This is a genomic window from Haemophilus aegyptius (assembly GCF_900475885.1).
GTDB lineage: Bacteria > Pseudomonadota > Gammaproteobacteria > Enterobacterales > Pasteurellaceae > Haemophilus > Haemophilus influenzae.
In genome coordinates, this window is sequence record NZ_LS483429.1 from 229,742 (window position 1) to 246,825 (window position 17,084).

At 42.5% G+C, this 17,084-nt stretch carries 30 protein-coding genes; all 30 read left to right on the top strand.

The window, feature by feature from the left end:
* Positions 1–32 precede the first annotated feature (32 nt).
* The 30 genes from DQN49_RS01200 (at position 33) to DQN49_RS01320 (ending at position 17,083) form a co-directional block, all read left to right on the top strand.
* Entirely contained in the window at positions 33–914 is an 882-nt protein-coding gene (locus DQN49_RS01200; protein ID WP_005646888.1) for an AAA family ATPase, read from the top strand.
* 10 nt (positions 915–924) lie between these two features.
* Positions 925–1,221 carry a hypothetical protein gene (locus DQN49_RS01205; RefSeq protein ID WP_111723541.1) on the top strand — a complete coding sequence of 99 codons (297 nt, stop codon included), beginning with the start codon at positions 925–927 and terminating at the stop codon, positions 1,219–1,221.
* 8 nt (positions 1,222–1,229) lie between these two features.
* Positions 1,230–1,421 carry an HTH domain-containing protein gene (locus tag DQN49_RS01210; protein WP_005647090.1) on the top strand — a complete coding sequence of 64 codons (192 nt, stop codon included), beginning with the start codon at positions 1,230–1,232 and terminating at the stop codon, positions 1,419–1,421.
* Complete coding sequence (locus DQN49_RS01215; protein WP_111723543.1) at positions 1,422–2,039, top strand: DUF3164 family protein; 618 nt, start codon at positions 1,422–1,424, stop codon at positions 2,037–2,039.
* Positions 2,040–2,237: 198 nt separating this feature from the next.
* A complete protein-coding gene (locus tag DQN49_RS01220; protein WP_006995457.1) occupies positions 2,238–2,435 on the top strand; it encodes an ANR family transcriptional regulator in 198 nt (65 codons plus the stop codon).
* Between the two features lie 8 nt (positions 2,436–2,443).
* On the top strand, positions 2,444–2,602 hold the full coding sequence (locus DQN49_RS10145; RefSeq protein ID WP_005688593.1) for a hypothetical protein: 159 nt from the start codon (positions 2,444–2,446) through the stop codon (positions 2,600–2,602).
* Positions 2,599–2,766 carry a hypothetical protein gene (locus tag DQN49_RS10150; protein ID WP_006995456.1) on the top strand — a complete coding sequence of 56 codons (168 nt, stop codon included), beginning with the start codon at positions 2,599–2,601 and terminating at the stop codon, positions 2,764–2,766. Before DQN49_RS10145 ends, DQN49_RS10150 begins: the two co-directional genes overlap by 4 nt.
* Before the next feature lie 5 nt (positions 2,767–2,771).
* Complete coding sequence (locus DQN49_RS01225; RefSeq protein ID WP_006995455.1) at positions 2,772–3,149, top strand: hypothetical protein; 378 nt, start codon at positions 2,772–2,774, stop codon at positions 3,147–3,149.
* A gap of 113 nt (positions 3,150–3,262) precedes the next feature.
* Positions 3,263–3,811, top strand: a complete 549-nt coding sequence (locus DQN49_RS01230; protein ID WP_006995454.1) for a hypothetical protein — start codon at positions 3,263–3,265, stop codon at positions 3,809–3,811.
* A complete protein-coding gene (locus tag DQN49_RS01235; RefSeq protein ID WP_006995453.1) occupies positions 3,801–4,199 on the top strand; it encodes a gp16 family protein in 399 nt (132 codons plus the stop codon). The genes DQN49_RS01230 and DQN49_RS01235 overlap by 11 nt, the downstream gene beginning before the upstream one ends.
* Positions 4,200–4,225: 26 nt before the next feature.
* Complete coding sequence (locus DQN49_RS01240) at positions 4,226–4,777, top strand: KilA-N domain-containing protein (RefSeq protein ID WP_006995452.1); 552 nt, start codon at positions 4,226–4,228, stop codon at positions 4,775–4,777.
* A 495-nt stretch (positions 4,778–5,272) separates the two neighbouring features.
* Positions 5,273–5,908: an antA/AntB antirepressor family protein gene (locus tag DQN49_RS01245; protein WP_111723545.1), complete on the top strand. Its 636-nt coding sequence runs from the start codon at positions 5,273–5,275 to the stop codon at positions 5,906–5,908.
* Positions 5,909–5,918: 10 nt separating this feature from the next.
* Positions 5,919–6,137: a hypothetical protein gene (locus tag DQN49_RS01250; RefSeq protein ID WP_006995449.1), complete on the top strand. Its 219-nt coding sequence runs from the start codon at positions 5,919–5,921 to the stop codon at positions 6,135–6,137.
* A 105-nt stretch (positions 6,138–6,242) separates the two neighbouring features.
* Positions 6,243–6,671 (top strand): Mor transcription activator family protein, encoded by a 429-nt coding sequence (locus DQN49_RS01255; RefSeq protein WP_006995448.1) that lies wholly within the window; start codon positions 6,243–6,245, stop codon positions 6,669–6,671.
* A gap of 80 nt (positions 6,672–6,751) precedes the next feature.
* Complete coding sequence (locus DQN49_RS01260) at positions 6,752–7,300, top strand: N-acetylmuramoyl-L-alanine amidase (RefSeq protein ID WP_006995447.1); 549 nt, start codon at positions 6,752–6,754, stop codon at positions 7,298–7,300.
* On the top strand, positions 7,300–7,467 hold the full coding sequence (locus DQN49_RS10155; RefSeq protein WP_006995446.1) for a hypothetical protein: 168 nt from the start codon (positions 7,300–7,302) through the stop codon (positions 7,465–7,467). Before DQN49_RS01260 ends, DQN49_RS10155 begins: the two co-directional genes overlap by 1 nt.
* Entirely contained in the window at positions 7,464–7,754 is a 291-nt protein-coding gene (locus DQN49_RS01265) for a DUF2644 domain-containing protein (protein WP_006995445.1), read from the top strand. The genes DQN49_RS10155 and DQN49_RS01265 overlap by 4 nt, the downstream gene beginning before the upstream one ends.
* Positions 7,754–8,011: a DUF2681 domain-containing protein gene (locus DQN49_RS01270; RefSeq protein WP_006995444.1), complete on the top strand. Its 258-nt coding sequence runs from the start codon at positions 7,754–7,756 to the stop codon at positions 8,009–8,011. The genes DQN49_RS01265 and DQN49_RS01270 overlap by 1 nt, the downstream gene beginning before the upstream one ends.
* Complete coding sequence (locus DQN49_RS10560) at positions 8,004–8,138, top strand: hypothetical protein (RefSeq protein ID WP_006995443.1); 135 nt, start codon at positions 8,004–8,006, stop codon at positions 8,136–8,138. The genes DQN49_RS01270 and DQN49_RS10560 overlap by 8 nt, the downstream gene beginning before the upstream one ends.
* Positions 8,135–8,392 carry a hypothetical protein gene (locus DQN49_RS01275; protein ID WP_006995442.1) on the top strand — a complete coding sequence of 86 codons (258 nt, stop codon included), beginning with the start codon at positions 8,135–8,137 and terminating at the stop codon, positions 8,390–8,392. The genes DQN49_RS10560 and DQN49_RS01275 overlap by 4 nt, the downstream gene beginning before the upstream one ends.
* Positions 8,392–8,658 carry a hypothetical protein gene (locus tag DQN49_RS01280; RefSeq protein WP_006995441.1) on the top strand — a complete coding sequence of 89 codons (267 nt, stop codon included), beginning with the start codon at positions 8,392–8,394 and terminating at the stop codon, positions 8,656–8,658. The genes DQN49_RS01275 and DQN49_RS01280 overlap by 1 nt, the downstream gene beginning before the upstream one ends.
* A gap of 1 nt (position 8,659) precedes the next feature.
* Complete coding sequence (locus DQN49_RS01285) at positions 8,660–9,163, top strand: DUF1804 family protein (RefSeq protein ID WP_006995440.1); 504 nt, start codon at positions 8,660–8,662, stop codon at positions 9,161–9,163.
* Positions 9,160–9,303, top strand: a complete 144-nt coding sequence (locus tag DQN49_RS10160; RefSeq protein WP_005681449.1) for a hypothetical protein — start codon at positions 9,160–9,162, stop codon at positions 9,301–9,303. Before DQN49_RS01285 ends, DQN49_RS10160 begins: the two co-directional genes overlap by 4 nt.
* Positions 9,293–10,933 (top strand): phage terminase large subunit, encoded by a 1,641-nt coding sequence (terL, locus tag DQN49_RS01290; protein ID WP_006995439.1) that lies wholly within the window; start codon positions 9,293–9,295, stop codon positions 10,931–10,933. Before DQN49_RS10160 ends, terL begins: the two co-directional genes overlap by 11 nt.
* 79 nt (positions 10,934–11,012) lie before the next feature.
* Positions 11,013–12,635 (top strand): DUF935 domain-containing protein, encoded by a 1,623-nt coding sequence (locus tag DQN49_RS01295; RefSeq protein ID WP_006995438.1) that lies wholly within the window; start codon positions 11,013–11,015, stop codon positions 12,633–12,635.
* Positions 12,619–13,920 (top strand): phage minor head protein, encoded by a 1,302-nt coding sequence (locus DQN49_RS01300; RefSeq protein ID WP_065246957.1) that lies wholly within the window; start codon positions 12,619–12,621, stop codon positions 13,918–13,920. Before DQN49_RS01295 ends, DQN49_RS01300 begins: the two co-directional genes overlap by 17 nt.
* Before the next feature lie 135 nt (positions 13,921–14,055).
* The gene (locus DQN49_RS01305) at positions 14,056–14,472 is read left to right on the top strand and encodes a phage virion morphogenesis protein (protein WP_065246956.1); all 417 of its coding nucleotides are present in this window, start codon (positions 14,056–14,058) and stop codon (positions 14,470–14,472) included.
* 281 nt (positions 14,473–14,753) lie between these two features.
* Positions 14,754–15,791, top strand: a complete 1,038-nt coding sequence (locus tag DQN49_RS01310) for a phage protease (RefSeq protein WP_006995436.1) — start codon at positions 14,754–14,756, stop codon at positions 15,789–15,791.
* A complete protein-coding gene (locus DQN49_RS01315) occupies positions 15,791–16,714 on the top strand; it encodes a Mu-like prophage major head subunit gpT family protein (RefSeq protein ID WP_006995435.1) in 924 nt (307 codons plus the stop codon). Before DQN49_RS01310 ends, DQN49_RS01315 begins: the two co-directional genes overlap by 1 nt.
* Positions 16,715–16,777: 63 nt before the next feature.
* The gene (locus tag DQN49_RS01320; RefSeq protein WP_006995434.1) at positions 16,778–17,083 is read left to right on the top strand and encodes a hypothetical protein; all 306 of its coding nucleotides are present in this window, start codon (positions 16,778–16,780) and stop codon (positions 17,081–17,083) included.
* The last annotated feature ends 1 nt before the right edge of the window (position 17,084 follow it).

The following is a 17,084-nucleotide window of genomic DNA, read 5'->3' on the forward strand; positions in this document are numbered from 1 at the left end:
AGGTTTAAAACAGAATTATAACGGAGCAAAAAATGAAAGCACAAGAATTAAAAGCATTTATGGATGCGCACAAGATGAGCCAAAAACAAGTGGCAACCTTGTTTGATGTATCTATTACAACAGTGAGCCAATATTTAAACGGTAAATACCCGACCGATACCAAGTGGCTCGATGAAAAAGTGAATGAGTTGTTAGCACGCCATAAGGCGAAAGTGGTTGAAGCGAAATACAACAATGCATTTGTCCCCACTCAAACAGCAAAGCGCGGTATGGAAATTATGCACTTTGCCCACGCTGAGGGCGAAATTAATGTGATTTATGGCGCAGCAGGATTAGGCAAAACACAAATGCTTAAACAATATGCGAAAGAACATAGTTCAGCCATTTTGATTGAGGTTGATCCAAGTTGCACACCGAAAGTGTTACTACGCAAGATTGCAGAAAATGTTGGTTCAACCAGCCGAGGGGTAAACAACGATGTACTTTCAGGAATTGTGGAAAAAGTAAATGGTGCGGAACGTTTGTTAATGATTGATGAAGCCGAGTTACTTTCTACCCGCTCTTTGGAATTTATCCGACGCATTCACGATTTAACGAATTGTGGCGTGATTTTAGCGGGTATGCCTCGCTTGTTGGTGAATTTAAAAGGGAAAAATAACGAACTGGCACAGCTTTATAGTCGAGTGGGATTTGCTTGTGACCTTGGTAATGCCCTACCTGATGACGATTTAGCCATGTTAGCGGAAAGTGCGCTTAATACGAGTGAATTTAATGCTCCTTTATTGAAGGCCTGTAAAGGCAACGCACGCCGATTAAGTAAGTTAATGCGAGGTGTTGTGCGTTCGGCAGAGATTAACGAAACCGAAATTAGCGCAGAGATGATTGAACAATACAGCAAAATGTTAATTAGTTAAGGAGATAACCATGTTGCAAGCAAGAAAAAATAAACAATTAAACAAAAACAATGCCGTGATGTTGGCTTATTTAGAACAAGTAGAAAAAGCAGTGAGACGCTTAAATGAAATGGGGCTGACGGTAATTAATGTGCACTTTGAGAAGATAAGACCGACGGTGCGTGTGATGAATAATGCGGTAACAGAACAGCTCGAGAAAGACCAACAGGCTTATGTGTATCACGTGGGGCGTGATGTGGGGCGATACCAAGAAGCGCAATTTACGGTGGAAGGTATCCGTGTGGTTTGGCGGAAGTATTTGAACTAGGAGGAGGAATGGCAACGCGTCGGCAAATTTATGCAGTCTATCGTGGCGAAGAGAATTTGGGTGACGGGACTGCGGAAGAATTAGCAAAGAAGCTCAATGTGAGTGAAAAAACGATTTACAGCTCGGCAACAGTCGCCCGATGTAAACGTGATAAAGGTAAGCGACTTGTAGTGATTAAGTTAGATAAAGAGGAGCTCTAAATGAAGCAAATGATTGAAGGGAAAGAATACTGGCGTGATGCAAGAGGCAATTTAACGCCAGCTGAGTTGGTAAAAGACATCGACAAAGCACGTGATGTGCTTGTGCGTGAATGGGTGGAAAAAGGCGTGTCCTTAAATAAGGAGATGCGCAATTTTAAAGATGGCATTTTCGGCGATATTCAAGCGTTTATTGAACTTTCGGCTGAAAAATACAATGCGAAAATGGGCGGTAGTAAAGGCAATATCACACTTTATAGCTACGACGGCAAATATAAAATCCAACGTGCGATTAACGACCATTTGCAATTTGATGAACGTATCCAAGCGGCAAAAGTGTTGATTGATGCGTGCTTGAATGAATGGAGCGAAGGCTCTCGCCCGGAACTAAAAGCATTAATTGAACGTGCGTTTAATGTGGATAAAGAGGGAAACCTCAACACTTCACGAATTTTAGGTTTGCGACGGGTAGATATTCAAGATGAACGTTGGCAAAACGCAATGCAGGCGATTAGCGAAAGCGTGCAAGTGGTGAGTAGTAAGGCTTATGTTCGACTTTATGAACGTGTGGGCGAAACCGATCAGTATGTGCCGATTGCGTTAGATGTAGCGGGGGCGTAGATGAGTGAGTCTGGCATCGTTGTAATTTGTCTTTTTGCACTATATGCGTGGTTAGCATATTTGATGTTTAAGAATTTATAAAACTTATTTAAATGCCCTTTATTAAATGCCCTTTAAATCTCCCCTAACCCCTCTTTACAAAAGAGGGGGATGAGATGAGGGCATTCATAATGGGCTTTAAACCAACAGGAGAACCTTATGAACAAAAACATCAACAAGTTTGATCGCTTTAAATATTACAGTGAACAAGCGGCAAACAGTGAACGTAGAGGCGAACTGCAAGACGCCAAAGAGCAATGGGCGATTGCAGAACTTAACGCACCTAACGCACGTAACCGAGAGTGGTGCAAACACCGCGCTACGTTTTGTGAACGAATATTAAGAAGACCTTTTTAGGAGGATTTATGGCTGATTATATCGTGCGCCTTTATGGCGTAATTGAAGTGAAAATGAAAGCGGAAACACTAGAACAAGCTATTGAGTTGTGTGATTTAAACACCGCTCCGCCATTAACCGGTTTAGTTGTGGAAATTGATTCAGTGATTGAAGGGGAGGAAGTATGACAGAACAAGAAAAAGTGCGGTTGGATGAACAGTTAGAGCAAGCAGCAATGCAGCTTATTAAAGCACAAACCTATCTTCGCACAAGGCAAGCTCAATATGCTGCTGTTTATGTGGGAAATGTACAGAATTTGTTGCCAGGGTTGAGAATGAGATTGGGGAGATAAATGAAATGGAAGAAAAAAAGTATGCAGTAACGCTTGAGTTTAAAGTGGGAGTCACTGATGACGATTTAACTTTTAATGTAAAAACAGAATACCATCAAGAAGTGACAGTTTTATATGTGAAGGATGCGATGACTTGTTTGATGTTTAAGTTACCTGAAATTGTGAGGGCTGGTTGGATTGCTTTTGAGGGTATGGACGCTAACGTTAAAAATGGTTTCGAGCACAAAATAAAATTAGATTTTTGCACCCAAGATGGTGATGAATGGGATGTTAGTGCGAAAGTTGATAATCCAAATGAAATTGGTCATACGTTGATTGGGATTATTAAGAAAATTCTTTTGAAGGATCCAGTTATTGACAAAATTCTTCAGAATGCAAAATAAAACCCATTTACAGCCCATTCAAATCTCCCCTAGCCCCTCTTTACAAAAGAGGGGGATAAGTGAGATGAAGTGGGCTGAGTAATGTGTTTTAAATTAAGTTTGAGGGAACAATAATGAAACTATGCCGTTGCCCGATTTGCCATAGTGACATCCATTTGGATGCGCTGTTGGAAGATGATGCGGGGCGTGAGATGTTAGGGATTATTACTAATTTAAAAGGCAATAATGCCCGTGCGTTGGTGAGTTATATTGGGTTGTTTCGTCCTGAAAGATCGGCACTATCTAATGGGCGTGCGTTGAAATTAATGCAAGACGTATTAGAGATGTATCAACCTAGCCCATTATTGGCTCATGCGTTGAATGAAACGGTGCAAGCGGTGATGAAGAACCGTCGGGAAACCCGCAATATTCAGGCGTTATCGAATCACAACTATTTGAAGAAAGTGTATGAAGGGGCGAAACCCTTGTTTGCGGTGGTGCGTAATGAAGGCAAAGCTGAAATGCAAAGCGTGGCAGCGCAAGAAGAGGATCAACGTATGGCAGCCATTCAATATATTGAACGTTATGCCTCTATTGGGCAGTTGCAATTTGTGGAAAATATGCCTGAGTTTGCGGTTTGGAAAGCTTGGAAAGCGGAACAGGAGAAAGGCTATGTTGCGTAAAAATTTAATCGCTAAAATCCATATTGGAAAAAGCCAATTAGGTCTTGATGATGAAACCTATCGTCAATTATTGGTGAGTACAACGGGCAAAACAAGTTGTACTGAAATGACGGAAAGTGAATTGCAACAGGTGTTAAATGTTATGGTGCAAAAGGGGTTTAAATCCAGTCGTCATTTTTGGGGAAATCGTGCGACACCACGTGAAGATAAGAAAATTTATTTGGCAAAAATTACCGCACTTTTAGCAAAACATGGTTTACCGAAAGAATATGCCGATGGCATTGCGAAACGTTCGTTTAAAGTGGATTTTGTGCATTGGTTGCAGCCGTGGCAGTTGAAAAAGGTGGTGCAGATGTTGGCGGTGTATGATCGCAATCGACAACATTAATTCATATAAACAACAGGAGAAAAAACATGAAAAATCAAATTATCTTAGCCAACGAAGTGATCGCCTTAGACGAACATGGCAGAATCAGCTTGAACACGTTGCATAAGTTAAGCGGTGAAGGCAGTGCGAAAAAGCCTGACAACTGGTTACGGTTGCAGAGCACACAGGAATTATTGGCGGAAATTCGTCAGTTCTCAGATCTGAGAACTGACCCATTAATTGTGATTAATGGCGGAAATGAACGCGGCACCTACGCCCACGAACTGCTCGCCGTCAGCTATGCTGGCTGGATCAGCCCGCGTTTTCAGTTGAAGGTCAACCAAGCGTTTTTAGACAGCCATCGCCAACCAATGGTTTCTGAAAACATCAATATCAGCAAAGACGAATACATTGACTTACTCAAAAGCAAAATTCACCTGTTGGAACGCAAAAAGAAACATCACCGCCGCGCCAATAAGCCCTTAAGCATGCAAGAAAAATCCCAAATCGTGTTATTACACCGCCAAGGCTTAAGCAACCGCCAAATCGCCGAGCAATTAAACCGCAGTATTGCGACCGTCTGGGCATTGGTGCGCTAGAGCCGATTTACAGGGTTTAGCGCAAGCCCTGAATAATCGGTTTTAGTTTTGTAGGGTGGGCTTTAGCCCACCATAAGAATGTGATGATATTTGCGGTGGGCTAAGGCCCACCCTACGAAGCGACGAAACTTTTTGCATAATGTTGGGTAAAAAACCTTGATTTCTGATTAAAAAAAGGTTAATTTTGCGATCAGGGTATCAAAAGCCCGAGAGAACGGTAGGCACAACCGAACCAAGGTGCTATTTTTTTATCTGCAATTTGAGTATCAGAATGCCTTGAGCATCAGAATACCAGTGCGGTAGAAAAATAAAAAATATTAATCAATGACCGACAGTGCGAGGAATACAATACTCACACATGCAACAAGTAGGCTGTAGGCAATAACAGACCTACTGCTAAACGTTGCGTGGGGAATAACTCCGCTGTTTTCTTTCACAGTTTTGAGCTGTCGGTCGCCCTAATTCTAGGGATATTCCATCAAAAGGAAGAAAGAAATGACAAACTTCTCAATCAAAGCCTTTAATGGCTCAATTCAAAATCAATCTGTTCAATTAATTAATGCTCGTGAACTTCACGAAAGCTTAAAAGTTAAAACTAAATTTCAAGATTGGATCAATCGCCGTTTATTAAATGGTTACTTTCGTAAAGATGTTGATTTTTTGAACGTTCTCAGATTTGAGAATGTTAAAACTGGTCTATTGGGCAGTCGTGAAGTGGAGATTAAAGACTATCATCTTACCCTCGATACCGCCAAGCATTTATGCTTAATGGAAAATACCGAAATCGGTTATCAAATTCGTCAGCAATTTATTGACAATGATAACAAGGCAAGGGCTGAACTTGCTCGTCTAAAGCAACACTTGATTGGCATCCCTACATTTCTACGCAACAATCCAGATGAATTGGCACGTTTAATTACCACTGCGCAAACCGCCTTTTTAACGGCAAACCCACAAGCGAAAGACTTTTTACGCTATCGTGAAATGGGCTTAAGTTATCGTGAAATTGGTACGCTATTAGGCAAAACCAAAGATAGCGTGAAATGGATGGCATTTAAAATGCGGAATTTGGGCTTTTTTTCCTCCACATTACCAAAAACAGCTGCTGTGCAGTTGGATTTGTTGGCGTAAGGGGGCGAAGATGAGCATCGGATATGAATTAGAACATCAATTTGATGAAATTCAAAGTAGCCTTGGTGGCTTGCACTGTTTGCGCCAGTTGTTGGAAATCACTGACAACACGGCTGATACCTTAAGTTATAGCCAACTTGCTGGTATGATTGCAGTGTTTACCGCAGCATTGGATTGCCAAGTTAGCACGGTGCGACAGTTAGTGAAAGAATTGCCCATTAAGGCATAAAGAAAATCCCACTTCGGTGGGATTTTTTTATCTTTTTTTTTCAAAAATACCGCCTTTTTAAAATTTCCGTGTGAGAATTGTGTAAAACAATTTGCGGAGGTGTTTATGGTTGAATCTTTGGAAGATGTGGCTGAACTACTGCCTGAAACGGTGCAGCAGATGGTGGATTTGGTGGGCTTTGCTGCGGTGGAGAAAATTATTACAAATTTTGGTGGGGCTACCTTTCGATTTACTGATGGGGTGCATTATTTTCCAAAACTCAAAGCACTCATCGGTTTGGAAAGTGCGGTGAAATTACGAGAGGTTTTTCGTGGGGAGTGGCTGTATATTCCTCGTTGCCAAACGGCATTGCGTGTGTTGCGTAATTATCGTTTTAAAGCCGATTATGATTATCTTACCCAGCATTTAAATAAATCAGGGCGTATGGCTATGCTTGAGCTTTGTCCGAAATATCAACTTTCTGATCGGAGCGGTTGGGAGATTTTGGCGCAAATGCGCCATCCTGAAGAAACCCATAATCTTGCCTTGTTTTAGTGCTGAAACCGCTCCTCTCTTCTCTTTACTCTGCTTTTAAGACAATACCCTTCAATCTCAATAGATTAAGGGTATTTTTTATGGCTTATCCCATTCAAAAAATTGTGATCCATTGTTCAGCAACGCGCAATGGCAAATCTTTACGCACGGCGCAACAAACCGCCGCGCAAACTATCGACAGCTGGCACAAAGGACGTGGTTTTAAACGTAATCCAGAGCGATGTCGTCAATTTAATCCACACTTGCTTCATATTGGTTATCACTTTGTGATTGATGTGGATGGCACAGTGGAAAGTGGCAGACAAGAAGGCGAAACCGGTGCACATGTTAAAGGGCATAACTTAAATTCATTGGGCATTTGCCTAGTGGGTGGTGTAACAGCAAGCAACAAAAATCACGGTGAATATACAGAAAAGCAGTGGCAAGCCTTATATCGCTTATTACGCCAACTTGAGGCGAAATATCCTGATGCGCGAATTTGTGGGCATCGTGATTTAAGCCCAGATTTAAATGGCGACGGCACCATTACACCTAATGAATGGGTAAAAGCCTGCCCTTGCTTTGATGTGTGGCGTTGGTTGGATAGTGAACAAGTTATTAATGTTGAACATTTGTTTGAGGGCGAGTGATGAAGATGAAATTTTTAGGCGTGTTTAAACGTGTTTTAAATTGGTTTCAAAAGCCTCAAAAAGTCACGCAATATCGACCGCACTTTTACAGTAAAAATGCGTGGAGTTATGTATCTAGAGGGAAACCGACGGCAGCCGAAGTGATGATGTGGAGATTATGCCGATGAATAAGTTTTTTGAATTATTTACCAATAGTGATGGGCGAGCCAGTACAACGGGGTTTATTCAGTTTTTCGGCTTTTTGGTCATGGCGGGTGTACTGATTTATGCGGTCTATCTTGACCGTTCTACGGTCACTGATTTGTTTTTTTATTTTGCTTGTTTTTGTGGGGGTTCTGCTGCAACCAAAGGGGCAGTGATGGCTTTTCAAGCCAAACAAGCAAAACCAGAAGAACAGATTACCAGTGAAACCTATGTGGAGCCAGAACAAACGGATAGACCAAGGGGGATTTGATGAGTATGCAGATTATTTTAGCAGGGCTCGGGATTTTCGTGCTATTGGGTGCGTATGTGATGTTTAAGCTGAAACAGGCACACCGTGAGATTGAGCAGTTATTAAAAACCAATGCCCAGTTGCAAGTGCAGAAAGTCGTGGCTGAAACCCAAGTGAAACATTTTGAAGTGAGAAAGAAAAATGAAGAAAACACTCGTAATACTGGCCGTGATGATGTCATTAACCGCCTGCAGCAATCAGGCGATCTCCGTGATTAATCCAAGTTGTAGTGGATTTGGCATTATCACTGCTAGCCGACAAGATACCACGGAAACCTTGCGACAAATTGCGGTACATAATGCGACGTATCGTGAGATTTGTGCTGAAAGTAAGGAGCCAAAATGATTGACGATAAAGTGTTTATTGGCATTGGCACGACGTTGATTATGACATTAGTCGGCTGGGCGTGGAAATCGGTAAACGATAAAGTGGCTGAAAATGAGCATGCGATTAAAGCCTTAGAAAAGCAAATGCAACAGGATTTTCAGAGTAAAGAGCTTGCTGAAGTAAAAAATAAACACTTTGAAAGCATTTTGAAAGAGGTGCGCGATCAGTTGAAAGAAATCAATCAGAAGTTAGATAAAAAGGTGGATAAATAATGTCAGCAAGAGAGCGAAAACGATTAGAGCAATTGGCAGAAAAACAAGAAATTAATGCCAAATTAGATGAGATTCTGGCTTTAAGCCGACAAGCGAACCATAAAATCGATCGCTTAGACGGTCGAGTGGATGATATTGATACTCGCTTGGCAAAGGTAGAAGAAAGTTTGGCGAAATTAGGTGTGCGTGCTGCGGTTATTGGCGGGTTAAGTGGCTTGGTCGTCTCTGTTGGGTTTGAGCTGATTAAAGCAAAATTCGGGGGTTAAGATGGCACATGATGAAAAAACCAAGGCAGATGTGCGCCGTTATTATGTGTTTGATTGCTTAACGCTTGAATTAGCCGCTGAAAAAGCAGGTGTATCTTACAACACGGCACGCCGCTGGAAACGTGAAGCCGAAGCGCGTGGCGATAATTGGGATAAAGTGCGTGATGCGAACACGATGGCAAGTGGTAAAGTGGAAGATGTGGCGCGCGGCATGCTGACTGCGTTTGTGCTTTATTTTGAAAACACAATGAATGAGATTAAGCGCGCGGAAGCATTGCCTGTGAGTGAAAAGGCGAAGTTGATTCAGGGCTTGGGTGATAGCTATTCGAAAATGGTGGCAAGCAGTAAGCGATTATTGCCAGAAGTGTCGGAAATGGCGACGGCAATAAAGACCATCACGATGTTTGGAGATTATATACAAGCCAATAAACCTGAGCTGATTAATGAGTTTGCGGACTTGTTGGAAGGGTTTGGGAAAACTTTAGATAAGGAATTTAAAGCATGAAACTCTTAATTTTTCAGTTGCCATCACTTGCAGCCATTATTTGTGCATTCTTATTGTTAAGCCAAGGTATTAGTGGTTGGGGATGGTTTTTATTTATTGCTTTTTGTCTATCGGCTTCTAGAGTAAGTTATGAAAAATAAAGAATTATTAGCGGAATTAAAAGCCTATTCGGACAGCTTGCGACAAAAGGTCGAGGCAAAGTTTGAGGGGTGGGATGATTCTCTTGCTGCCATTAGTGAGCGACGCAAAAAGGTGTTAGATCCTGTTTCGGGCTATGACTTTTTTGTGTCGAATTACTTTCCGCATTATGTGCGCTCAAGTTCACGTTCGCAGTTGCATAACTATCTTTTTGAGCAGTTGCCACAAGTATTACAACAGCCATCATCAGTTCATTTGGCCATTGCTGCGCCACGTGGTGAAGCTAAATCGACCTTGGTCTCCCAGCTCTTTACACTTTACTGTCTTGTGACACAGAAAAAACGCTATGCGTTGATTGTGATGGATAGTATCGACCAAGCCTATCCAATGTTGGAAGCCATTAAAGTAGAGTTGGAATTTAACCAACGTTTGCGCATTGATTTCCCTGAAATAGCAGGACAAGGGCGTGTGTGGCAAGCGGCAACCATTATCACAAAAGCCAATCAAAAAGTGCAAGTGGCAGGTTCCGGCAAGAAATTGCGTGGTTTACGCCATGGGGCGTATCGTCCTGATTTGGTGGTACTGGATGATATTGAAAATGACGAACAAGTGCGGAGCCCTGAACAGCGTGACAAATTGCACGATTGGTTGAAGAAAACCGTCCTTCCGTTAGGGGCGGCTGGAGATAAGTTAGATGTGGTATATATCGGGACTATTCTCCATTACGACAGTGTTTTAAACCGCACTTTATCGAGTAAAGCGTGGAAGACAGCCAAGTTTAAAGCCTTAATTCGTCAGCCTGATGATATGAGCCTGTGGGATAAGTGGGAGGACTTCTACTTAAACGAAGGCGAAGCGGTGGCTGATGCTTTCTATACGCAAAATCAAGCGGCAATGGATAAAGGTGCGGTAGTAAGTTGGGCTGCTCGCCCGATTTTAACCTTGATGAAGATTCGCGCTCGTGATGGGCATGCCACCTTTGATTCGGAATATCAAAATGACCCGTTAAGCAGTGATGATGCGATGTTTGCCAATAGTTTGACTTATTGGACGGAATTGCCAGCAAATTTAATTTATTTCGGTGCGCTTGACCCATCCTTAGGAAAAGCAGGGGCAAGTAGAGACCCCTCTGCCATTTTAGTGGGCGGATATCATAGAGAAACAGGCAAGTTATATGTGGTGGAAGCGCAAGTGAAGAAACGTTTGCCTGATTTAATTATTGAAGATGTGATCCGTATGCAGAAGCAATACCACTGTCAGCGGTGGTTTGTTGAAACGGTGCAATTCCAAGAGTTTTTAAAAGATGAATTAGTGAAACGCTCTGCGCAACGTGGCATTCCTGTTCCAGCGACGGCGACGAAGCCAAATACAGACAAAATGTTGCGTATTGAGAGCCTACAACCCCACATGGCGAATGGCTTAATTTTGTTGCATAGCTCGCAAACTACACTGATTTCCCAGTTACGCCATTTCCCGAAAGCAGACCATGATGATGGCCCAGATGCGCTGGAAATGTTGTGGCGTAATGCAGTGGGTAGTTCGGCAGCGATTGAGTGGATTGGGTTGGATCAGTTGGATACGTTTGATGTGGAAGATGAAGACGATGATCTTTATTCGTTTTGGCGAGATTAATTGAAATCGGGGCTTGTACAAAGCAAAAGTAGGCAAACGGTGCATGATGAAAGTGCGGTTGATTTTTTAGGGAGTTTAAATGGGATTTTTAGATAAGGTTAAAGGGCTTTTAAAAGGTAATGAAACAGAGCCAACACAAACCGATGAAGCGGAAGTGACTGCAACGGGGCGTGTATTAGATGATCACCCCTCTGCAAAAATTACGCCTTCAAAATTAAAGCAGATTTTAGAGGATGCCGAAAACGGCGATATTCAGGCACAGCATCAACTTTTCATGGATATTGAAGAGCAAGATAGCAGTATTGCGGCGAATATGATGACGCGTAAGCGTTCAGTTTTAACACTAGATTGGCGTATTGTTGAGCCACGTAATGCAACCCCTGCGGAAGAAAAATTGCAAGCAGAGATTGATGAGTTATTTTATCAATATCCCAATCTTGAAGACTTGTTTATGGATTTAATGGATGCCGTGGGACACGGTTTTTCGGCGTTGGAAATTCAATGGGCACAGGTGGATGGCAAATGGGTTCCAAAAGGCTTTAAACCTTGTCCTCAGTCTTGGTTTAAATTGGATAAAGACGATAGTTTATTATTACGCACGCCAGCGAATCAAATGGGCGAGCCTTTACGTCCTTTTGGTTGGGTGGTACATCGCCATAAATCTCGTTCGACACAGTTGGCGCGTGATGGCTTATATCGCACATTGGCATGGCTTCATATGTATAAGCATTATTCTGTGCGTGATTTTGCCGAGTTTTTAGAGCTTTATGGTATGCCGATTCGCATTGGTAAATATGGTGCCGGTGCCACTAATGCGGAGAAACGCACGTTACTGCGTGCGTTGGCTGAAATTGGGCATAACGCGGCAGGCATTATGCCTGAATCGATGAAGATTGAACTACATAACGTCGCTAATGCGGGTGCTGCATCGGGTAATAATCCATTTTTACAGATGGTTGATTGGTGCGAGAAATCTATTGCTCGGTTGATTTTGGGGCAAACCTTAACATCGGGGGCGGATGGTAAAAGCTCCACCAATGCGTTAGGTAATGTGCATAATGAAGTGCGTCGTGATTTGATGATTAGCGATGCGAAACAGATTGCGCAAACCATTACTCAACAAATCATTTTGCCGTATTTGCAAATTAATGTTGATCCGAATATTGCGCCACATCGTATCCCTTATTTTGAGTTTGACACAAAAGAATATGAAGATTTATCGGTCTTTGCAGAAGCCATCCCTAAACTTACCGGCATTGGCGTGCAGATTTCTGAAAGTTGGGTGCGGGATAAATTAGGAATTCCTGAACCGCAGGAAGGTGAACTGATTTTAAGAACACCGCAAGGCGAGAAAACGGACGAAAAAACGACCGCACTTTCTGCCGTATTTAACCACGGCAAAGACTGTTCTTGCGGTTGCCGTGCTGCTGCGTTATCGGCGCAGAATGGTACAAAGGACGAACAAGCTGAACTGGACGGTTTGATTGATGATGCACTGGCAAATGCGGATTTTAATCAACAGCTTGATCCTATGATGAAACAAATTGTAGGCGTGGTCATGGCAAGTGAAAGCTATGACGAAGCACAGGAAAAACTGATCGCACTTTATCCTGATTTAACCAGTGAAAGCCATCAAGCCTATTTGACAAGTGCAGTATTTTTAGCTGATTTATTAGGAGCTGCCAATGCCGAGCGCACCTAAGTTTGCCATTGGCGTAGAACCCAAACAAGCCATTGAGTTTTTGCGCCAAAAGAAAATGCTTGCCAGTAAGGTGTTAGCAAAAGAAATGCACGATAGCGCATTGGCACGTGCCACGACGATTGCGCACCTAACTAGCCTTGATATGACAAAGGATATTTACCAATCTTTAGAAACGGCTATGCGTGAGGGCAAAGGCTTTCACGTTTGGAAAAAAGAACTGGTGAGTGAATTTGAACGCAAAGGCTGGATTTTTGGAAAAGATCCGTCTATCCGTGGTATTGATGGGCATTTACTGGCAGATCCCAAAACAGGGGAATATTTTGGCACGCCGCGTCGGTTAAATACGATTTATCGTGTTAATATGCAGTCCGCTTATTCGGCTGCGCGTTATCAACGCTTACGTGACAATGTGGATAATCGCCCTTATTGGCAATATTCCGCCGTGGGTGATGCGCGTACTCGTCCTGCCCATTTAGCATTGAGCGGTAAGGTGTATCGTTATGATGATCCGTTTTGGGCGACATTCTACCCGCCCAATGGGTTTAATTGTCGCTGTACGGTAATTGCGTTAGGCGAAAGAGATTTGAAACGCCGTGGGATTGATAAGCCTGACGATAGTTCTGAATTTTTGGTGGAAGTAGAACGCCCTGCGAATAAGCAAGGTAATCGTGAAAAGACGGTAGGGTTTAAATTACCTGATGGCACGATACGTGTGACGGATAAAGGCTTTGATTACAATGTAGGGCGATTAAACTACAAGCCTAATTTGGATCTTTATCCTGAAAAACTGGCGCATGCGTTTGCGAAAGTTGAGATGAAAGGTGGGGAGTTTAAGCACGATTTTGAATTGTTGGCAAAGCGTATGGCGGAGATGAAACAAACGCTCAGCCTAGATGGAAAAAAACTCACTGCTGATCAAATGTTACAGGTGCGAGATAGTCTTACCAAAAATTTTAAATTTGCGGCAGGTGTCTTGAGTGCGGAAAGTAAGGATTTATTGAAAAGCAAAACTGGCACAGTGTGGCTTTCTGATGATACTTTAATTAAACAGTTTAATAGCCGTGATGGGCAAGATTTTGGGATTGATGAGTATGAGGCGTTGCCAGATATCATCAATGCTCCAGATAAAATTGTAGTCGATGAACTAGGATACCAATTTTATAAGGATGTTAATGGCAAGAAACTGCTTGCAGTATTGAAGGTTTTAAGCAAAGAACCGGAAATTTTTGTTCAGTCGTTTAGATTAGTGAGTGATAAGCAATGGAGAAAGGCATTTAAAGAGTAAGCCACTAGGCGGGGCTCGAACCCACCGCACACAGTCCAAGGTACTATTTCAACCTATCGCTTGCGATCCTCGAGATTCATCGCTTTTCTAGTGGCTTGACGACTATACCCCCTTAAATTTTAAAAATCAACGATTATGATAGACATTGAAATCAATAACGCACAAGAAATTGCATCGGCACTAGAACGCCTTGCACAAGCCACCGCTCATCGAGCTCCGTTAATGCGAAGTATTGCGGGGACAATGGAATCAGCTGTGCTGCAAAATTTTGATGTTGGGGGGCGTCCTAAATGGCTGGGGCTGAAATATCGTCAAGGTACGCCTTTGGTGGATACTGAAAACCTGATGGCGAGCATTACTTCTGAATATAATAACAATGAAGCCATTGTGGGGACGAATGAGCCTTACGCGGCTATTCATCAATTCGGCGGTAAAGCTGGACGAGGTCGTAAAGTAGAAATTCCAGCTCGTCCTTTTTTGGCTTTAACACCTCAAGATAAGGCAGATATTTTGGAAGACGTGCAAGACTACTTCCAACGCTTAATTAAATAAATCAGAAAATCGCCCTAAATCGCACGTAGGGCGATTTTTTACTTTTAGGGTATAAGATTTCATCTTTAAATTTTTAAAACAATTTAAAACGGTTTTAAAGCGTTTTAAAATGGGGTTGGGTTGTTTTCAATCATTCAATCTTTCACGTCTTTAATGTGAGGCTTGTTCCTCATTGTCTAACATTTCAAATTATTGGGTTGTGCTGAAGCCAGTCATCTCTTGTTATCTCGTTCAATTCGATATTCTGCCATCCTAGATTGAGTTTTTAAGGATGGTTTCAGATGAAATTAACAGTTGCCGCTTGTAGTTTTGAAATTGACAAGGCGAAGTATGGTCGTATCCAACTTTTACCTTATGGCAAATTTCGCGCTACAGACGGCAGACCAACCGATGTGGAGGCATGGTATGTAACAGATACAAATGGCGCGGATGTGGTGGCGTTGGCAAATAATCAACGCAATCCCCTTCCTATTGACTATGAACACCAAATTATTCACTCCCTAAAAAACGGCAAAGAAGCACCGAGTGCGGGCTGGATGGAATATTTCTATTTTACCCCACAAGGGATTTTTGCTGATGTGCGTTGGACTGATAAAGCCGCGGACTATATCAAAAATGGCGAATATCGTTATATCTCGGCTGTGTTTGCTTACGACACAGACGGCTATGTTCGCAAGATCTTTCATGCTGCATTAACCAATACGCCTGCTTTAGATGGCATGGAGGAGGCAATGGTGGCAGCCAGCGTGAATTTGTTACAAGAGGACAATCCAATGAATAAAAAATTATTGGCAGCATTATGCACACTGTTTGTTTTAAAAGCAGATGCAAGTGAAGCTGACATTACGGAGAAAGTGACCGCACTTTCGGCAGCTAAAGGCGATAGCTCTGTGGACGTGTTAGATGTTTACGCAAAATTAGCTGAAAAAGAACAATCAGTGGCAGCGTTATCCACACAAGTGGGCAACCCTGATCCTGCTAAATTTGTGCCAGTCGAACAGGTAGCCGCATTACAGGCTGATTTTAATGCGCTTAAAACATCTGTAGAAGCGGACAAGAAAGCGGCATTAATCAAAGCAGCATTATCGCAAGGCAAACTGGCTCCCGCATTAAAAGATTGGGCGCAAAGTTTATCTGTTGAAGCATTAAGTGCTTATTTAGAAAAAGCACCTGCAATGGCAGCATTAAGTGGTGAGCCACAAGCAAAAGGCGACCCAGAGCAGAAAGTGGCAACGTTAAGTGCGGCAGAGAGTGCAGCAGCAAAAGCGTTAGGCTTAAGCGAAAAAGATTATATGGCAACCTATAAGGAGCAAAAATAATGGATAAATTCAAAAAATCGGCACTTTTAAAAGCCCTTGATGAAGCCTTTAAAAAAGACTTTGCAAGCGGTTTAAACGTGATTAATCCTCAATGGTCAGAAATTGCGATGAAGATTGCAAGTTCTACCGAAACCAATACTTACGGTTGGTTAGGGCATTTCCCAAAATTGCAAGAATGGGTGGGTAAACGTCGTTTACGCAAAATGCAAGCACAAGGTATGCAAGTATCGAATAAGTTGTTTGAAAGCACTGTTGCTATTCCGCGCACCAATATTGAAGACGACCAGGTGGGCTTATTTAGTCCGATGGTAAAACAAATGGGACAAAGTGCGGCGGAATTACCTGATGATTTAGTCTTTGGCTTAATTAAACAAGGTAAAAGCACCCTTTGCTATGACGGGCAGAATTTCTTTGATGACGATCATCCTGTTTTTGCGGAAGTCGATGGCACAGGCAATCAAACCACGCAAAGTAATATTACCAAAGGCAGTGCAGCAGGAAAACCAGCGTTTTATTTGTTGGATACGACGAATGCCGTGAAGCCATTTATTTGGCAAGAACGCTTAACCCCTGAAATTGAGACGAAATTTGATCCGTCTAAATCCGATACGGTATTTATGGAAGATACCTATATTTGGGGCGTGCGTGCGCGTGGTAATGCAGGTTTTGCATTCTGGCAACTTGCTCATCGTGTGGAAGACAGCGAATTAACTGAAGATGTCTTAATGGGCGTGTTGGCAAAAATGAAATCCTTAAAAGGCGATGGCGGCAAGTTGTTAAATATTCGTCCGAATATCTTATTAGTGCCACCTGCACTTGAATATACAGCAAAACGTTTAGTGGAAGCCGATATTATCAACGGTACCAGCAATGTGTTGAAAGGGACGCTTAAAGTGATGGTGTCTTCACAGATTGTGGAGTAATCCGTCTCTTTCCTTGCCTTCCCTCGCTTGCGAGGGAAAGCAAGAAATGACTAGGAGGAAGTTATGGCAAAGAAACAGCAAAACAAGACAGACGATGAAGTGAAAACCGATTCTGCGGAAAACACCACAGAAACCGACCGCACTTTAGACGAGTTGGATGACACGCCCAAAGGTAGTGATGCGATTCATCCTATTGCCTATGCGGTGACGTTACGTGCAATTCATCCGCAAGCCTCTTATGGTCGCTGCGGCTATCGTTTTAACAAAGAAAGTGCAGTGGAAATTCCAGTTGAAAACTTGACAGGTGAGCAAGTTATTATGCTTGCTGAAGATCCTTGGTTAGAACTTATTCCCATCTGCGAAAAATAAG

Excerpts from the sequence above, each read along its gene's own strand:
- DQN49_RS01200 (WP_005646888.1), top strand. The coding sequence starts at position 33 with ATGAAAGCACAAGAATTAAAAGCATTTATGGATGCGCACAAGATGAGC.
- DQN49_RS01205 (WP_111723541.1), top strand. The coding sequence starts at position 925 with ATGTTGCAAGCAAGAAAAAATAAACAATTAAACAAAAACAATGCCGTG.
- DQN49_RS01210 (WP_005647090.1), top strand. The coding sequence starts at position 1,230 with ATGGCAACGCGTCGGCAAATTTATGCAGTCTATCGTGGCGAAGAGAAT.
- DQN49_RS01215 (WP_111723543.1), top strand. The coding sequence starts at position 1,422 with ATGAAGCAAATGATTGAAGGGAAAGAATACTGGCGTGATGCAAGAGGC.
- DQN49_RS01220 (WP_006995457.1), top strand. The coding sequence starts at position 2,238 with ATGAACAAAAACATCAACAAGTTTGATCGCTTTAAATATTACAGTGAA.
- DQN49_RS10145 (WP_005688593.1), top strand. The coding sequence starts at position 2,444 with ATGGCTGATTATATCGTGCGCCTTTATGGCGTAATTGAAGTGAAAATG.
- DQN49_RS10150 (WP_006995456.1), top strand. The coding sequence starts at position 2,599 with ATGACAGAACAAGAAAAAGTGCGGTTGGATGAACAGTTAGAGCAAGCA.
- DQN49_RS01225 (WP_006995455.1), top strand. The coding sequence starts at position 2,772 with ATGGAAGAAAAAAAGTATGCAGTAACGCTTGAGTTTAAAGTGGGAGTC.
- DQN49_RS01230 (WP_006995454.1), top strand. The coding sequence starts at position 3,263 with ATGAAACTATGCCGTTGCCCGATTTGCCATAGTGACATCCATTTGGAT.
- DQN49_RS01235 (WP_006995453.1), top strand. The coding sequence starts at position 3,801 with ATGTTGCGTAAAAATTTAATCGCTAAAATCCATATTGGAAAAAGCCAA.
- DQN49_RS01240 (WP_006995452.1), top strand. The coding sequence starts at position 4,226 with ATGAAAAATCAAATTATCTTAGCCAACGAAGTGATCGCCTTAGACGAA.
- DQN49_RS01245 (WP_111723545.1), top strand. The coding sequence starts at position 5,273 with ATGACAAACTTCTCAATCAAAGCCTTTAATGGCTCAATTCAAAATCAA.
- DQN49_RS01250 (WP_006995449.1), top strand. The coding sequence starts at position 5,919 with ATGAGCATCGGATATGAATTAGAACATCAATTTGATGAAATTCAAAGT.
- DQN49_RS01255 (WP_006995448.1), top strand. The coding sequence starts at position 6,243 with ATGGTTGAATCTTTGGAAGATGTGGCTGAACTACTGCCTGAAACGGTG.
- DQN49_RS01260 (WP_006995447.1), top strand. The coding sequence starts at position 6,752 with ATGGCTTATCCCATTCAAAAAATTGTGATCCATTGTTCAGCAACGCGC.
- DQN49_RS10155 (WP_006995446.1), top strand. The coding sequence starts at position 7,300 with ATGAAGATGAAATTTTTAGGCGTGTTTAAACGTGTTTTAAATTGGTTT.
- DQN49_RS01265 (WP_006995445.1), top strand. The coding sequence starts at position 7,464 with ATGAATAAGTTTTTTGAATTATTTACCAATAGTGATGGGCGAGCCAGT.
- DQN49_RS01270 (WP_006995444.1), top strand. The coding sequence starts at position 7,754 with ATGAGTATGCAGATTATTTTAGCAGGGCTCGGGATTTTCGTGCTATTG.
- DQN49_RS01275 (WP_006995442.1), top strand. The coding sequence starts at position 8,135 with ATGATTGACGATAAAGTGTTTATTGGCATTGGCACGACGTTGATTATG.
- DQN49_RS01280 (WP_006995441.1), top strand. The coding sequence starts at position 8,392 with ATGTCAGCAAGAGAGCGAAAACGATTAGAGCAATTGGCAGAAAAACAA.
- DQN49_RS01285 (WP_006995440.1), top strand. The coding sequence starts at position 8,660 with ATGGCACATGATGAAAAAACCAAGGCAGATGTGCGCCGTTATTATGTG.
- DQN49_RS10160 (WP_005681449.1), top strand. The coding sequence starts at position 9,160 with ATGAAACTCTTAATTTTTCAGTTGCCATCACTTGCAGCCATTATTTGT.
- terL (WP_006995439.1), top strand. The coding sequence starts at position 9,293 with ATGAAAAATAAAGAATTATTAGCGGAATTAAAAGCCTATTCGGACAGC.
- DQN49_RS01295 (WP_006995438.1), top strand. The coding sequence starts at position 11,013 with ATGGGATTTTTAGATAAGGTTAAAGGGCTTTTAAAAGGTAATGAAACA.
- DQN49_RS01300 (WP_065246957.1), top strand. The coding sequence starts at position 12,619 with ATGCCGAGCGCACCTAAGTTTGCCATTGGCGTAGAACCCAAACAAGCC.
- DQN49_RS01305 (WP_065246956.1), top strand. The coding sequence starts at position 14,056 with ATGATAGACATTGAAATCAATAACGCACAAGAAATTGCATCGGCACTA.
- DQN49_RS01310 (WP_006995436.1), top strand. The coding sequence starts at position 14,754 with ATGAAATTAACAGTTGCCGCTTGTAGTTTTGAAATTGACAAGGCGAAG.
- DQN49_RS01315 (WP_006995435.1), top strand. The coding sequence starts at position 15,791 with ATGGATAAATTCAAAAAATCGGCACTTTTAAAAGCCCTTGATGAAGCC.
- DQN49_RS01320 (WP_006995434.1), top strand. The coding sequence starts at position 16,778 with ATGGCAAAGAAACAGCAAAACAAGACAGACGATGAAGTGAAAACCGAT.